The sequence below is a fragment of the Scandinavium sp. NPDC088450 genome (genome assembly GCF_044900545.1).
In the GTDB taxonomy this organism is placed as follows: domain Bacteria; phylum Pseudomonadota; class Gammaproteobacteria; order Enterobacterales; family Enterobacteriaceae; genus Scandinavium.
In genome coordinates, this window is record NZ_JBJDNI010000001.1 from 315,526 (window position 1) to 330,386 (window position 14,861).

Below are 14,861 nucleotides of genomic sequence, written 5' to 3' on the forward strand. Positions count from 1 at the left end.
GCATCATAATTCCGGAAAATCATTAGAGTCGTTAACAATGCGCTTCCTGTGCATAAATGAGTAGTATTCCGCCCAATACTTTTTCAGCATCTTCGCTGACATCAACGCCCAGGCTGTGAACATAGTGGCAAAGCCCTTTCATCTGCTGGATAATTATTCATTCTCACTGTTAAAAATTCTGTCCATTTCAGCCATTTTCTGACGCTTCGCTGGTGCGAAATTTTAAATAAATGTTAAATTTATGCCATGCAGTGACTAACACTGCACACCACGGCTAACTAAGAACATATTACTTACAAGACTAAGGTTCATCATGGATAAGTTATCTTACGCATCAGATAGCAAGACATCTGCCTGGAACACCTACCTGCAACAAATCGAGCGTGTGGCCCCTTACCTTGGCGAATTGTCCCGTTGGGTCGATACCCTCCGCCATCCTAAACGCGCGTTGATTGTCGATATCCCGGTACAAATGGATGACGGAACTATCCGCCATTTCGAAGGCTATCGTGTGCAGCACAACCTTTCCCGTGGACCGGGTAAAGGCGGTGTCCGTTACCACCCGGACGTGGACCTGAACGAAGTGATGGCGCTCTCTGCCTGGATGACCATCAAGTGTGCGGCCCTGAACCTGCCTTATGGCGGTGCGAAAGGCGGCATTCGTGTTAACCCGTTTGAGCTGTCCGAAGGCGAGCTTGAGCGTCTGACCCGTCGCTATACCAGCGAAATCGGTATCATCATCGGGCCGCAGAAAGACATCCCTGCGCCAGATGTGGGCACCAACGGTAAAGTGATGGCGTGGATGATGGACACCTATTCCATGAACCATGGCACCACCATTACCGGCGTGGTCACGGGCAAACCAATTCACCTTGGTGGCTCATTAGGCCGTGAGAAAGCGACGGGCCGTGGCGTGTACATCAGCGGTCGTGAAGTGGCTCGCCGTGCAAATATTGAAGTTGAAGGCGCACGAGTTGCGGTGCAAGGTTTTGGTAACGTGGGTAGCGAAGCGGCTCGTCTGTTTGCTGGCGCTGGCGCCCGCGTGGTGGCGATTCAGGATCACACCGCCACCCTCTTCAACGCCAACGGCATTGATATGGATGCCCTGACCACCTGGCAGATTGAGCACAAACAAATCGCCGGTTTCCCGGGCGCGGACACTATCGCCAGCGAAGCATTCTGGGAAGTGGACATGGACATTCTGATCCCGGCCGCGCTGGAAGGTCAGATTACCCGTCATCGCGCAGAAGTGCTGAAATGTAAATTGGTGCTTGAAGGCGCAAACGGCCCAACCTATCCGGATGCTGACGATATGTTAGCCAGCCGCGGCATTATCGTGGTTCCCGACGTGGTATGTAACGCCGGTGGTGTCACCGTCAGCTACTTCGAGTGGGTTCAGGACATGGCGAGCTTCTTCTGGAGCGAAGAAGAAATCAACGCGCGTATGGACAAGATCATGACCGATGCGATGGTTCATGTCTGGGAGAAAGCGGCAGAGAAAAGCTGCTCTCTGCGCACCGCCGCCTACATCGTGGCTTGTGAACGCATTCTGCTGGCTCGTAAAGATCGTGGTATCTATCCGGGCTAACGCCTGACTACGGTGAGCGGCACTGGCTGCTCACCGTCTCTTCCTCTTAGCGATACTTCTCGCAAAATTGGGCGATATCGCCCTGCTGAAAATCACCGAGCCTGTCGATTATCGTGTCCAGAGGCCAGTCCCACCACGCAATACTTTGCAGCTCGTGAGCAATTGCCTCAGGAAAACGCGCCTTTAATTTTTTGGCCGGAACACCGCCGACAATCGTATAAGGCTCAACGTCTTTGGTGACGACCGCACCTGCCGCAAGGACTGCGCCATTTCCGACCGTAACGCCCGGCAAAACAATCACGCCATGACCAATCCAGACATCATGACCGATAGTCACTCTGTCTTCCCGGCGCTGAGTGAAAAAGTCATGATCGCGAGTTGCACGGCTGGAATAGTATTCCGGGCAGTAAGTAATGCGATGTTGCGTCGCCCGTTCCATGGGGTGATTCGGCGCACCAATCCGTACCTGGTTGGCGATAGCCACGAAGCGGCCAATTTGCGCGTCGGCAATCGAGCAATACTCTCCAACATACGAAAAATCGCCCAGCGTGGCGTATTCGAGCACGCTCTGAGCAAGGATTTCACACTGTTGGCCAATCCGGCACTCCCGCATCCGTACGCTGCTGTCGATAAAGGTTTCGGCAAGTTTTACGGTTTTCATTCGCTTTCCGCTCCGTTGAGATATCGCGCTACTGTATGGCGCTTTTGTTAACGGAGCATGACGCTGGAAAGGCTTAATCGACGTGCAATGAGATCCCGTTTTGTTTTGCCATCATCGTCAGTATCCTCTGTGCCTGAGCTTTGTTGCCACCATGTAACTTATTAAACAGCCACTCAATGGACGCGACTGTTAAGTAGTCGGAATTGGCTGGAGAATGGCTCGTAAAGGTGATTCCTTCAGCGTCAAAATCAGCATTCGCCTTCGCTTCGGTTTGCTTAATGACAGCCATGATCTCCTTAAACATTTGATTCTCAGCTTCAAAGAGTTTGTTGACGATAAAGCTCTCTTGCTCTTCAGTGAATTGTTGTTCCATGAACTTTCTCCTGTTTCTTTCGCGTTTATTTACATAATCAAATCTGGCAAAGATCATAACTGCGCTAAGCTCTACTTCGTCTAAACAAGGCTTAAGGAGTTTGTATGGCTGACTGGAATCCCTCGTTGTATCTGCAGTTTGCGTCTGAACGAACCCGCCCAGCGGCGGAATTGCTGACAAGGATCGCCAAACCTTCTGCAAATTATATCGCCGATCTGGGCTGTGGCCCGGGCAACAGTACCGAGCTGCTGCGTGATGTCTGGCCTAAGGCAGCAATCACAGGCGTTGATAACTCGCCAGCGATGCTTGAAAAAGCGCAACAAGCCTTACCTGACTGTCAGTTTGTGATGGCGAATATCAGTGAATGGCAGCCGGAACAGCCGCTGGATGTGGTGTATGCCAACGCCTCATTGCAATGGGTTCCCGACCATCAAACGCTGTTCCCCCACTTAGTGACATTGCTGGCGAAAGACGGCGTGCTGGCGGTGCAGATGCCGGATAACTGGGAAGAGCCTTCGCATGCATCAATGCGCCAGGTTGCCAGTGAACTGGGCCATCCTCCACGGGCAAGAACACCGCTGCCGAGCGTGCAGACTTACTATGATTTACTGACCAGCCATGGCTGCGAAGTGGATATCTGGAGAACGACCTATTTCCACCCGCTGGCATCGCACCAGGCCATCATTGAGTGGTTAAGTTCGACGGGTTTGCGTCCCTATCTGCAAGATCTTGATAGCGTCAGCCAACAGGCTTTTTTACGCCGCTATTTGCAGCTGCTGGAAGAGCATTATCCACGCCAGCAAAACGGGCAAGTTCTGCTGGCGTTCCCACGGTTGTTCATTGTGGCTCGAAGCACTAAAAGCTGAAGTCGCGAACGATCGATAAATCCCAGGCCGTCGCGAACAGGGAAATGAAAATTATGATGTTTACGGCGGTCTCAATCTTTTTTTCCATGATGACTCTCCTGATGGCTTTTGCCATTTCTGGAAAAAAGCTTACCTGGATTTTTAACAACAGGGTTACAGATTCATCCGATAACGCACGTAATCCTCAACGGGGGTAAAACGGTCGTAAAGCTTTCTGGCGGGGTTATCGGTGGCGGTATGCCAGTACAGACGCGACCAGCCTTTCGCTTTCCCCTCATCAATCAACGCCTGTATAAGCTTTCCGGCGATGCCCCGGCCACGCTGGTTCTCAGCCACAAATAAGTCTTCGAGATAACAAATGGGTGATGTGACCCACGTACCTTCGTGCAGCACGCTGAGTGCAAAGCCGACAACCTCGCCCTCCACCACCGCCACACGGCCAAAAATGGAAGACTGATCGCTCAGCATTCGCTGCCATGTGTTTTCGGTTATCTCTTCGGTCACCACCGAGCGATAAAACGCGTTGTACCCGTCCCAAAGCTGACGCCACTGGGCTTTGTCCTGCACTTGTACTTCCCGAATGCTTACATCCATTGCCAGCGTCCTTATGTTAGTTGATAGCATTTATCAGGCACTCTACGCGCAGGAACGTCTGCCTCATCGTTCATCTGTAGCAAATCTATCTCGATGGCGTTGCTGATAGCGTCGAGCGGTAAATCATTATTTTCGATGCCGAACGGCTCTTCAAGTTCTTCCGCAAGCGCATCCAGCGAAATGAAAGTGTAGGAAATCAGCACTGATACAAATGGCGTCATGTAATGCAAATCCCCGACCAGGGCAAACGGCAGCATGATGCAGAACAGGTAAACCGTGCGGTGCAGGATCAGCGAATAGGCAAACGGCACGGGCGTATTGGCGATACGCTCGCAACCTGCCAAAACGCCCGACATATCATTCAGACGATTATTCAGGCTGTGGAACAAGATATCCGACAACAGCCCCTGCTGGCGACGTTCTGCCAGCCACTCGCCAATCAGAAGCAAAATTCGGTTGGCTGGCGATTGTACGGCGAGGACCTGAATAAGTTGTTCCGCCGTCAGATAATTAGCCAACGTTTCCTGCTGCGGCAAACGGCGTAGCTGCATGCGCAACGAGTGTGCGAAGGCGATTTGCAGGCGGACGAATCCCGCTAAGTCAGTTGTAGCAGGCAACGTCGTTTTGACTTCCCGCAACAGTGACCGCGAGGCAATCATCAGTTGCCCCCAGAGCAGACGTGCCTCGACGTAACGGGAATAGCAGGCGTTGTTGCGAAAACCCAGGAAGATGGCAATCGCCACCCCAAGAATGCTGAAGGGGGCCACTGTTAGCTTGATGCCCAACGAGCTGTACCAGGGCAGAAGGCAAATCACAGCGATGGAGAGGAGAAAATTCAGCAGCAGGCGGGAAAAAATCTTTGAGAGTACTGAGCCGTGCCAGACAAAAATGCGGGTGAGCCAGTGTTCGTGGGGTCTAACAATCATGGGTAGTGTTCTGTCAAAAAAGGACTGCGTTATTTAACGTGATCTAAATCACTCTTTCAAGTTTATTGCGAAAGTTCATTACAAACACATAACAATGACGTTGAGGTCTCATTTTACTTCTCGTCTCATTCGGCTCATAATATGAGCCAATAATGTGATTATTCGGCTCAGAGGTTTTTATGACGCACTGGATTTGGCAACAACCGAACTGGCCCGAATTTTACTGGCAGGATGAGTCTGTTTTGCCGCTGCTGCGCCAGTTACAGCGAAAAACCGGTGTTTTGGTGGGCCGAAGTGAAGTTCAGGACGAAGAAAAGCAAACGCTGGACGCCCTGCTCGCCAACATTCTGGCCTCATCGGCCATCGAGGATGAGCGGTTAAATGCGCATTCAGTGCGTTCTTCGCTGGCTCGCCGTCTTGGCGTGGATGAAGAGACGCCCTTTCCTGTTTCTGAACGCTCGGAAGGCGTAGCGTCGATAATGATCGATGCCATCGACAACCGCCAGGTTCCCCTTTCGCTTTCTCGCCTTCATCAATGGCATCGCTGGCTTTTTCCGCATGATCCGTGGGCGGTGCATTCTGTTCATGCCGGTGAACTGCAAGGCGGTGAAACCATGCAGGTTGTCTCCGGGATAATCGACAGACCCGTCGTTCACTTTGAAGCACCGCCTCGCGAAGGGCTTGAAGCACGAATGGAAGACTTTATTGCCTGGTTTAATCGGAGCAATAACGATCCGCTGCTGGACCCTGTTATCAGGGCAGCTATAGCTCACCTGTGGTTTGTTACGCTGCACCCTTATGACGACGGAAACGGGCGCTTAACCCGTGCGCTGACAGATTTAGCGCTGGCCCAGGCCGACAAACAAAGCATTCGCCTGTATGCCATGTCAGCCTCCATTCTTGAGCGCAGAAGCGCTTATTACCGAGCCCTCGAACAAACACAAAAATCGGGTCTGGATATCACTGCCTGGCTGGTCTGGTTTCTGGAAACGCTTGATACCACGCTGGATGCCGCGTTATCGAGAGTTGACAGCACGCTGGAGAAAAGTCGCTACTGGAAACGGCACGATGTGGTTCGTCAGGTCCTGAGCGCGGAACAGATGAAAGTCCTTAACCGACTTTTGGAAGGTGGAGACACGGGTTTTGCTGACGGTATCAGCGCCAGTCAGTATCAGAAAGTCGCGAAAGTCAGTAAAGCCACGGCCACCCGTCATCTTGCTTTTCTGCTGGAACAAGGATTGCTTGAGAAATTACCCGGCGGCGGGCGCAACACACGCTATCATTTGGCGAAAATGGCATGAGCCAAATGCTGACTATATTCAACTCACCTAATGAGCCGAATGTGCATCGCAATCGGCTCATCTCCCCTACAAAGCCTTCACAGGCACAGTGCCAAACTGGGCTGTATTAAAAAAGCAAAATAGGATGTTGTAACTAATGTGAAGGTAAAACAAACCCGGCATTTCGCCGGGTAGGATTAAGCCCTTAACACAAAGGCTGAACGGCTTCGCGCATGCCTTTGCTCAGGATCGCGTTGAGGTCGCGAGTTACCTGCTCAACTAAACCCTGTACCTGCGTCAGATCCTGTTCCCAGTGATCTTTTACCGACAGCACCGCTTCAACCAAAGATTGCGTGCTGATTTGGTTATCACCATGCAATGACCAGAGCTGCTGATAGCGTTCAATCCAGTGTGCGTCGTCCTGAACGGGATAGCTCTCTCCATTGCGCTCTGCACGGTAGAACGCAATCAGCGCGGCGAGTGCAAAGGTCAGTCTGCCCGGGAGTTTGCCCTGCGCTTTCTGCCCTGCCAGCAGCTGCGGCAGAATACGAGTGCGGAACTTGGTCATGCCGTTGAGTGAAATCGACAGCAACTGATGCTTGATGTAAGGATTACGGAAACGCCCTGTCACCGCGCTGGCAAAAGATTCCAGTTCATCACGTGGCAAGTCGAGTACCGGAATGATTTCCTGATGAATCGCTTTCTCAACAAACGCGCAAATGGCTTCGTCGTTCATCGCTTCACCCACAGTATCTAACCCAGCCTGATAAGCCACCGGCACCAGCGCCGTGTGTGCGCCGTTGAGGATAGCCACTTTGCGCTCTTTGTAAGGCTTGATGTCATCCACAATCAGCACATTGAGCGGGAGCTTGTCGAGACGAAGCTCAGCCGCGAGCGATTTTGGCCCCTGAATAACAAACAAGTAGAAATGCTCGGCGGTATCGAGGAAACCGTCTTTATACCCAAGTTCGCTTTCAAGGCTCGCGACTTCATCACGTGGATAGCCCGTTACAATGCGGTCGACCAGCGTGGAACAGAAGGTATTCGCGGTTTCAATCCAGGTGATGAAAGCCTCAGGTAACGCCCATTCCTTCGCGTAACGCAGCACCAGCTCACGCAGTGCGTCGCCGTTATAATCAATCAGTTCACAAGGAATAATGACCCAGCCTTTATCCGCAGCGCCCGCAAAATGGCTGTAGCGCTCAAACAGCAAACGAGTCAGTTTCGCCGGATAACTGACGGCTGGCGCATCGTCGAATTTATCCCCTGCGTGATAGCTGATCCCGGCTTCTGTTGTGTTAGAGAACACAAAACGCATTTGCGGATTATGCGCCAGTTCGAGGAATGCCGCGTAATCGCTGTAGGCGCTGATTTCACGGTTAACAGACCGAATCAGACGTGCGTCGCTCACTGCTTCGCCCTGCTCATTCAGGCCACGAATAATGGTGGTATAGAGGCCATCCTGGGTGCTTAGCGACGGCGGGAAATCGCTGGCAATCGGGCGAACAATAACCACACCGGCATTCAGGTCGGTGTGTTCATTCAGGAGGTCGATTTGCCAGTCGATGAAAGCGCGAAGAAAATTACCTTCTCCGAACTGAATGATACGGTCGGGGTACTGGGCACCAGGAAAATCGCGGCGGTTTAGTGTGTTCACAATGGGTTTCCCTTATTGATTGGTCATACAGCCTGCGTTATTGGTCTAATAACTTAGCAGACTTTAAAACCACAAAACCCCTGCTTTGATCAAGAGCGCGCCGCTTTTTGCCAGAAAGTGGCGGCTTTATGCGGGTGAAAAGAGGACATAAAACTGATGGCGGCGGGTGCCGCCAATCAAGCTGTCGACCAGAATGGCGCTTAGTTCAATTACGCCGTTCGGCCTGATGCTCTTTCTTCATGGCATACATGCGTTTATCCGCCGCGCGCAGCCAGCTCGACAGGTTGGTGATATCGTCGTGATTGAACTCCGTCACGCCCCACGAAAACGCCAGTTTCCAGGGCTTACCTGAGGTGAGGTTCCATGCGTCAGCCTCTTCCACCAGATGCTGCATCGCAATCCATGCGCCGCTTTCATCGGTATCGGAAAACAGAATGCCGAACTCATCTCCGCCATGACGAACCAGTAAATCGCTATCGCGAAAAGCATTGGTCAGCAATTGCGCCATTTGCCTGAGGGCGACATCACCTTCAGCATGGCCGAAGCGATCGTTTATCTCTTTGAACCTGTCGAGATCCAGCCAGCCGAGCGTTAAAGGTTCCGCCCGTCGATGAGCAGAAGAAATGGCAAAGTTAGCCAGATGCTCGAAGCCGCGGCGGTTTAACAATCCGGTAAGCACATCGGTCGTCGCCTCAGCAATCGTTTCAAATTCATCTTCGACAATGGCTGCCAGGTCTTTCAGCACGGCCACATCGTCGTCGGTAAAGGTGCGCTTATCGTGGTCTAACAAGCAGAACGACCCGACCATTGCGCCATCAGGAAGACGCAGAGGATAGCCTGCATAAAAGCGGATATGAGGCTCGCCCGTCACCAAAGGATTGTCGCTAAAACGCGCGTCATTTCTGGCATCCGGCACCAGCAATGGCGTTTCGCTGAGAATGACATGGCCGCAAAACGAAATATCGCGCGGCAGTGATGCGTAGCGCAGGCCATTACAGGACTTGAACACCAGCGATTCTTCATCCACCAGGCTCACCATGGCCATCGGCACATTAAACAAACGCCGCGCCAGGCGAGTCAGGCGATCGAATCGCGCCGGATCGCCAGCATCAAGGATGCCGGATTCGCGTAATGAGGCCAGGCGTTGGGTTTCATTTTCAGGATGGTCAGGACTCTTCATGGCGTCTCCTCTTGCCGAATAATGAATAGCTTAGCCTGGATTTTTAAGGGAAAGGCTTAATGGGCGTAGATTTGATTTTTGCCACGCCTTTTGGCTTCGTAGAGCGCGTCATCGGCGGCTTTCAGCCAGTCCGCGACATCTTCCATTTCGGGCCGGGCGCTGGCGACACCGATGCTCAACGTTAAGGACAGTTCGCTTTCGGGTTGAGCGGTAATCACCGCTGTCGCTTCCATAATACGAGTCGAAATCATCATCGCTTCTTCCGGAGAGGTATCCGGCAGCAAAATCACAAACTCATCGCCCCCCAGGCGCGCAGGTGTGTCTGTGCTTCGGGTGGCGACATGCAAAATTTGCGAGACCGTTTCCAGTAGCGCATCGCCGACTTTATGCCCGTAGCGATCGTTAACCTCTTTAAAATTATCGAGGTCGATAAACACCAGTGCCGACTCCCCACAGGCGTTCTGCAACCGACCCAGTTCCCAGGCGATACGTTTTTCCAGCAGGCGGCGGTTGGCGATATCCAACAGCGGATCTTTCATCGCAATCCGTTCCAGCTCATTGCTTTTGCGACGAAGTTTAACGGCGAGAATATCGGTCAACACGCAGAGCGCCAGCAGATAGATGGCGATTAAGGGCAATGTCGCAAGCATGGTGCGCTGGGAAACGCCAACCTGCACTTCCATTCCCATGCTCAGCCAGCCGATAGCGAAGGTACAGATCATCAGAACAGCCGCTTTACGCATCAGCACCACGCCGCCTGCCGCGAGCCTGTCGGCAAGCAAAATGGTCGCAATCACCACCGAAGGCAATGGATTGAGCGCCATCATCGCAATCCAGAACCCGCCCGCTCCGGCGTCAATCACCAGATTTTGATGTTCCGCGACTAAAGGGGTTCGTGCGCTTTTGGCTCGCAGGTAAGCCACTGTCGGCCAGATGAAGGCATTGGCCACCAGCAGGCCGCGCAACCAAAGTGGACGCTCAAGTTCTGTCAGAACAGAAAGAATGGGGAAAAAACAGAGAAAAGTGCCGAGGATGCGCATCAGATACATACGCCGGACAAACCGCCTACCCGGGACCTTATCATTCGTTTTTTGTTGGTCAAAACCGTTCATTTAATGCAGTTTTTCCGATATCAGGCCGCGGTTATCCTCTTCGCTTTTTGCTTCCCGCGCAAGCTATCAATAAAGATAGGTGAATACCTTTGTCGGCCCTTTCATCATAAAAGTGACGTTGTCACCGACATCTCACGAAGTCGCTGATTCCAGCTGTCCTTCTTCAGCCTGCGACCTGGCGCAAGTCTTGTTACGCCCGGCTTTTTTGGCCCGATAGAGATATTCATCGGCTTCCACCAGCAATTCATTGAAGATATCAATCATGGCTTTGTTACCCACGCTCCCACTGCCAATACCGATGCTGACCGTTATCCGCAGCGGCTGTTGCCGCCACTGGAAAACATAATTCTCTACGCGGCGGCGAATTTTCTCTGCCAGTTGATAACCATCAAGCGGGTCCTCCGTTTTAGCGGCCACGGCAAACTCTTCGCCGCCCATTCTTGCCACCAGCCCTTTCTCGCCCACGGCTTCATGCACCTGACGGGCAAACGCCGCCAGTACGTAATCACCGCACTCGTGTCCGTAGTTGTCATTCACGCTTTTAAAGAAATCGATATCGAGCAACATCACCGTCAGGTTCTGCTCAGGATGGCCGGGTTGTTTTTTTAACGCTTCATACAAGCCCGAGCGCGAATAAACACGAGTTAAAAAATCGAAGTCTGCACGCAGCGAGACCTGGCGAATCAGATTGTTGATGGCCGCCACGCTCGTCGACACGATAACCGGGCTAATCGCCAGCGTGGCAATGCCCAGACGCGTTGAAAACAGTTGTGCGGTATGCAACGGCCCGGAAACGGCAAGATTGATAACCGAATTAGCGACCAGAATAATTTCGCTCGCGCCGGTAATCAGCGTCAGCAAGCAAGTGACCGGCAAAGGATAACGAATGGCGCACCAGATAAGCGCCGGTAGCGGGAACGCCAAACTTCCCGCCCCACCCACGGCGATAGATGCCAGCACAGAGAGCACCAGCGTGAAAGCAGGTAAAAGCTGCTTCAAGCGAATGCCAGTGAGCTGATGCGGCATCGTCAGCGTCATCACACACGGCAGGATCAACACGCCGGTAGAAAACTGTTCGCTAAACCAATCCGCCAGCAGCGGCATAAAGGTTTGTCTGTCGATACCCACCGAACCCAGCGCGCCAAGCAGAGCGCAAAAGACGGCAGACACCAGACAATAATAAAATAGCCGCAGCGCGTTTATCGGGCCAGGATCGCGCCCGGCATGCCGTTTATCACGCATCACTAACTGCGCCACCATGATAATAAACACCATGTTCGAGGCGTTAATCACCAGCGAGGCCAGCCCCCACTGAGTGGTCATGACGTCATATAACAGCATGGCACCGTAACAAATGACGTAATAGTGGATCCGGTTCAGCCAGATATAGCGGGCAAAGATCGCCGCCATCACCGCATTCAGCGGCCAGAATAAGGAAAGCTCCTGCACCATACGCAGCATCGCGCCAATCGCGTAAAAAAGCGTGGTGATAATAAACAGAACAAGGGCATTACGCAGGGCGTGCGCTTCGCTAAAAAGAGTGAAACGAGGAACGGAAATCGAACGCATTAATTATCTTTCCATATAATCGCAGATGGCAATTATTTCGGGACTTGAGGAACAATGATCGCTAGCTGTATCTACTATTGATCACAATGCGCGTATTCACAATTCACCTTGTTACTTATTTGTTGTTCATTTGCAAATGTCAGTAGACGGAACGCCCCAGTCGCTGAGTCAGTTTCTCCAGCATGGCAATCCCCGCCAGTGAGTTCCCTGCCTCATCCAGTTGCGGGCTCCAGACAGCAATCACCATCTCATGGGGCACAATCGCAACAATCCCGCCGCCCACACCCGATTTCGCGGGTAGCCCGACACGCCAGGCAAATTCCCCGGCATTTTGATACATCCCGCTGGTCGCCATTAGCGCATTCACCTGCCGTGCCTGTAATGGCGTAATAACGGGCTGATCGCGTTGCGGAAACTGCCCCTGATTCGCGAGGAACAGAAAGGTCTGCGCCAGCTCGGAGCAGCTCATCTTCAGCGCGCAATAATGGAAATAGTTTTGCAGGACAGTGGTCACGTCATTATGGAAATTACCAAAGGACTTCATCAGCCAGGCAATTGCGGCGTTACGCGCGGCGTTTTCAAACTCTGAACGAGCCACCACGGCATCGTAGGCAATATCATCCACGCCCGACAGCTTACGCACAATTTCCAGCATGCGCTGGCGCGGCGCACTCAAACGGCTTTGCAACATATCGCAGACCACCAACGCGCCCGCATTGATGAAGGGATTACGCGGAATGCCCTGTTCGATTTCCAGCTGCAATAAAGAGTTAAAAGGCTGGCCGGAGGGATCTTTTCTGACGCGCTGCCAGATTTCCTCTTCCTGATAATGGTTCATCGCCACCACCAGGCTGAGTACCTTGGAAATCGACTGAATCGAGAAACGCTCATCGGCATCACCGGCGCGAAAATGCTGACCGTCAACGGTACTGATAGCAATCCCCAGCTTGCTGCCATCCACACACGCCAGTGCCGGAATATAATCGGCGACTTTGCCGCGCCCTATCAACGGCTGAACTTCTGCTAATACAGATTCCAGCATGCTGTTATCGATGACCGTTGCCACTTTCACTCCTTGCCCGCAGGCCAAATTCGGCCTGCGAGTATACCAGCGTCAGGCTGGCAGACGAAAGCGCATAACCGCCTGCGTGAGCTGTTGGGCACTGCTTTCAAGATGGCGAGACGACGTCGCCGCAGAATTGACCAGTTCACCCGTTTTGCCCGCGACCTGATTCAGGGAATGCACCTGTTGCGTCATTTGATGAATGCTTTCCCCCTGGCTGAGCGTGGCGCGGGAAATCTCACTCAACAACGAGCTTAACGCCCCCACCAGGGTGGTGACCTGGCGAAGATTTTGCTCCAGTTGGTTAACCGCGCGCGACCCGTCATCAATCCCTTGTAACGAATAATTGATAAGCTCCTGAATCGTCTGCGTCGACTGGCTGCTCTGACGGGCCAGCAAGCCAACTTCACGGGCGACCACTGCAAAGCCGCGCCCCTGATTTCCCGCATGCGCGGCTTCAATGGCGGCATTAAGCGCCAGAATGTTTGTCTGAAACGCGACGTTGTCGATCATGGAAACAATGCCACGCATCTCTGACGAACGTTCGACAATCGCTTCCATCGACGCATTGACCGTCATCATCATTTTATCGCCGCCCGAAGCCACTTGATTAGCCTCTTCCGCCCGCTCACGCGCGAGCCCGGCATAATTAGCGTTGCCTTCAACGTGCGATTCCAGTGAAAGAATATGCCGGGTCACGTCGTCCAGTTCCTGACTCTGCTTCTGCGCCTGCTGAGCCAGTGCCTCGTTCCCTTGCGCCAGTTTATCGATGTTGCTTGCAATCGCGCCGCTGGCATCGCTGACCTGACTCACCAGTTGCTGTAAGCCTCGCTGCATGCCCGCAAGACTGGTGCTGATCTGATGAATTTCTTTGTTAAAAGCAGAAACCTGAGGCACGGACTGTGAGAGATCCCCTTCCGCCAGCGTTTTGATATGGCCAATAAGACGCCGTAATGGCGTAATCACCCAATGCACCATGCCCCGCCACACAAATAAGGCCACGATCAGCAGTACCAATGGCGTAAGGACAAACATGTGCTGTAAACCGGCCAGATTATCAATCAGTGACTGTCGCCCCAGCTCGGCATTCCGCTCGCTGGTCGTTTGAAAACGGGCATAGTTGTCGTTGAAATCACTCTGAAAAGCCTGCACGGGTACGGCAAAGAAGGCATCAATTGACTGTGTTTTTTGCAGACCGTTGAGCTGCTCTTCAATCGCCGCATAAAATTGCTGATAGCTGTTAATGAGTGCTTCATCGTCAGGCGGAGCCAAATCCAGCCATTCTTGCCAGGCTTTGTGGGATTCAAGCAGAGCACTTCCGGCTTCCTGCAGCAAACCATCAGAACTGCCGACTGATCCCGTTTCTTTATCCTGCATGAAGTAAACACCCGCGCGGTTAAGCAAGTCACTTGCCGCCAGAAGCTGAACACGAGCCTGATCGACCTTCAACTGCTGAAGGTGCGCCCGTTGATTATGCTGTTCACTCAGGCGGGCATTTTGCAGCGACCACGATAACAGAAAGGTAGAAGCAATCTGGACTGCGCAAAACAGCCCGATGATGAAGAAGATCCCGGCAAGTAAACCAAACTGCTGCGGAAAGAAACGGCGAATAAAACGACGAGGAATTTGCATTAAGTTCATAATTTTCATCTATAACAACACGTTAGACGCGAGTGTACGAGATGAAAATGACAGAACCATGACAAAATGAACGGGGTTTTGTAGGCCCGGCAAACGCAGTGCCGCCGGGCATAAGGGATCACATTGCCTGGCGGCGCTACGCTTGCGCAGGCCTACAACGGAAATTAGTGGCGATCCTTCCACACGGTTTGAATATTACAGAACTCGTGCAGACCAAAGTTTTGTAGGCCCGGCAAACGCAGTGCCGCCGGGCATAGGGATCACATTGCCTGGCGGCGCTACGCTTGCGCAGGCCTACAACGGAAATTAGTGGCGATCCTTCCACACGGTTTGAATATTACAGAACTCGTG

At 52.6% G+C, this 14,861-nt stretch carries 13 protein-coding genes; 3 read left to right on the top strand and 10 right to left on the bottom strand.

What is annotated here, in order from left to right; genetic code table 11:
• Positions 1–313 precede the first annotated feature (313 nt).
• Entirely contained in the window at positions 314–1,588 is a 1,275-nt protein-coding gene (locus tag ACI2I2_RS01430) for a Glu/Leu/Phe/Val dehydrogenase (RefSeq protein WP_404656263.1), read from the top strand.
• 46 nt (positions 1,589–1,634) lie between these two features.
• Here ACI2I2_RS01430 and ACI2I2_RS01435 read toward each other — a convergent pair whose 3' ends face one another.
• Together ACI2I2_RS01435 and ACI2I2_RS01440 are read right to left on the bottom strand one after the other, a co-directional pair.
• The gene (locus tag ACI2I2_RS01435) at positions 1,635–2,249 is read right to left on the bottom strand and encodes a DapH/DapD/GlmU-related protein (RefSeq protein WP_404656264.1); all 615 of its coding nucleotides are present in this window, start codon (positions 2,247–2,249) and stop codon (positions 1,635–1,637) included.
• Between the two features lie 73 nt (positions 2,250–2,322).
• Positions 2,323–2,622, bottom strand: coding sequence for a hypothetical protein (locus tag ACI2I2_RS01440; protein ID WP_404656265.1), 300 nt, complete (start codon positions 2,620–2,622; stop codon positions 2,323–2,325).
• Positions 2,623–2,726: 104 nt separating this feature from the next.
• Between ACI2I2_RS01440 and tam the strand changes: the two genes are divergently transcribed.
• Positions 2,727–3,488, top strand: a complete 762-nt coding sequence (gene tam / locus ACI2I2_RS01445; protein ID WP_404656266.1) for a trans-aconitate 2-methyltransferase — start codon at positions 2,727–2,729, stop codon at positions 3,486–3,488.
• Between the two features lie 153 nt (positions 3,489–3,641).
• Here tam and ACI2I2_RS01450 read toward each other — a convergent pair whose 3' ends face one another.
• Together ACI2I2_RS01450 and ACI2I2_RS01455 are read right to left on the bottom strand one after the other, a co-directional pair.
• On the bottom strand, positions 3,642–4,082 hold the full coding sequence (locus tag ACI2I2_RS01450; protein WP_404656267.1) for a GNAT family N-acetyltransferase: 441 nt from the start codon (positions 4,080–4,082) through the stop codon (positions 3,642–3,644).
• Positions 4,083–4,093: 11 nt separating this feature from the next.
• Complete coding sequence (locus tag ACI2I2_RS01455) at positions 4,094–5,008, bottom strand: bestrophin family protein (RefSeq protein WP_404656268.1); 915 nt, start codon at positions 5,006–5,008, stop codon at positions 4,094–4,096.
• Positions 5,009–5,187: 179 nt separating this feature from the next.
• Between ACI2I2_RS01455 and ACI2I2_RS01460 the strand changes: the two genes are divergently transcribed.
• Positions 5,188–6,309, top strand: coding sequence for a Fic family protein (locus ACI2I2_RS01460; protein WP_404656269.1), 1,122 nt, complete (start codon positions 5,188–5,190; stop codon positions 6,307–6,309).
• 184 nt (positions 6,310–6,493) lie between these two features.
• Here the strand turns inward: ACI2I2_RS01460 and ACI2I2_RS01465 are convergent, their stop codons facing one another.
• The 6 genes from ACI2I2_RS01465 to ACI2I2_RS01490 all read right to left on the bottom strand — a co-directional run bounded on the left by ACI2I2_RS01465 (position 6,494) and on the right by ACI2I2_RS01490 (position 14,510).
• Positions 6,494–7,945 carry a tagaturonate reductase gene (locus tag ACI2I2_RS01465; RefSeq protein ID WP_404656270.1) on the bottom strand — a complete coding sequence of 484 codons (1,452 nt, stop codon included), beginning with the start codon at positions 7,943–7,945 and terminating at the stop codon, positions 6,494–6,496.
• A 205-nt stretch (positions 7,946–8,150) separates the two neighbouring features.
• Entirely contained in the window at positions 8,151–9,125 is a 975-nt protein-coding gene (locus ACI2I2_RS01470) for a diguanylate cyclase (RefSeq protein WP_404656271.1), read from the bottom strand.
• 56 nt (positions 9,126–9,181) lie between these two features.
• A complete protein-coding gene (locus ACI2I2_RS01475; protein WP_404656272.1) occupies positions 9,182–10,174 on the bottom strand; it encodes a diguanylate cyclase in 993 nt (330 codons plus the stop codon).
• Positions 10,175–10,369: 195 nt separating this feature from the next.
• Positions 10,370–11,806, bottom strand: a complete 1,437-nt coding sequence (locus ACI2I2_RS01480; protein ID WP_404656273.1) for a GGDEF domain-containing protein — start codon at positions 11,804–11,806, stop codon at positions 10,370–10,372.
• A gap of 139 nt (positions 11,807–11,945) precedes the next feature.
• Entirely contained in the window at positions 11,946–12,872 is a 927-nt protein-coding gene (gene glsB / locus ACI2I2_RS01485) for a glutaminase B (protein WP_404656274.1), read from the bottom strand.
• 48 nt (positions 12,873–12,920) lie between these two features.
• A complete protein-coding gene (locus ACI2I2_RS01490) occupies positions 12,921–14,510 on the bottom strand; it encodes a methyl-accepting chemotaxis protein (protein ID WP_404656275.1) in 1,590 nt (529 codons plus the stop codon).
• Positions 14,511–14,861: the final 351 nt, after the last annotated feature.

Coding starts and splice junctions, on each gene's coding strand:
- ACI2I2_RS01475 (WP_404656272.1), bottom strand. CDS start 10,174: ATGTATCTGATGCGCATCCTCGGCACTTTTCTCTGTTTTTTCCCCATT.
- ACI2I2_RS01440 (WP_404656265.1), bottom strand. CDS start 2,622: ATGGAACAACAATTCACTGAAGAGCAAGAGAGCTTTATCGTCAACAAA.
- ACI2I2_RS01430 (WP_404656263.1), top strand. CDS start 314: ATGGATAAGTTATCTTACGCATCAGATAGCAAGACATCTGCCTGGAAC.
- ACI2I2_RS01470 (WP_404656271.1), bottom strand. CDS start 9,125: ATGAAGAGTCCTGACCATCCTGAAAATGAAACCCAACGCCTGGCCTCA.
- ACI2I2_RS01450 (WP_404656267.1), bottom strand. CDS start 4,082: ATGGATGTAAGCATTCGGGAAGTACAAGTGCAGGACAAAGCCCAGTGG.
- ACI2I2_RS01435 (WP_404656264.1), bottom strand. CDS start 2,249: ATGAAAACCGTAAAACTTGCCGAAACCTTTATCGACAGCAGCGTACGG.
- ACI2I2_RS01480 (WP_404656273.1), bottom strand. CDS start 11,806: ATGCGTTCGATTTCCGTTCCTCGTTTCACTCTTTTTAGCGAAGCGCAC.
- tam (WP_404656266.1), top strand. CDS start 2,727: ATGGCTGACTGGAATCCCTCGTTGTATCTGCAGTTTGCGTCTGAACGA.
- ACI2I2_RS01490 (WP_404656275.1), bottom strand. CDS start 14,510: ATGAACTTAATGCAAATTCCTCGTCGTTTTATTCGCCGTTTCTTTCCG.
- ACI2I2_RS01455 (WP_404656268.1), bottom strand. CDS start 5,008: ATGATTGTTAGACCCCACGAACACTGGCTCACCCGCATTTTTGTCTGG.
- ACI2I2_RS01460 (WP_404656269.1), top strand. CDS start 5,188: ATGACGCACTGGATTTGGCAACAACCGAACTGGCCCGAATTTTACTGG.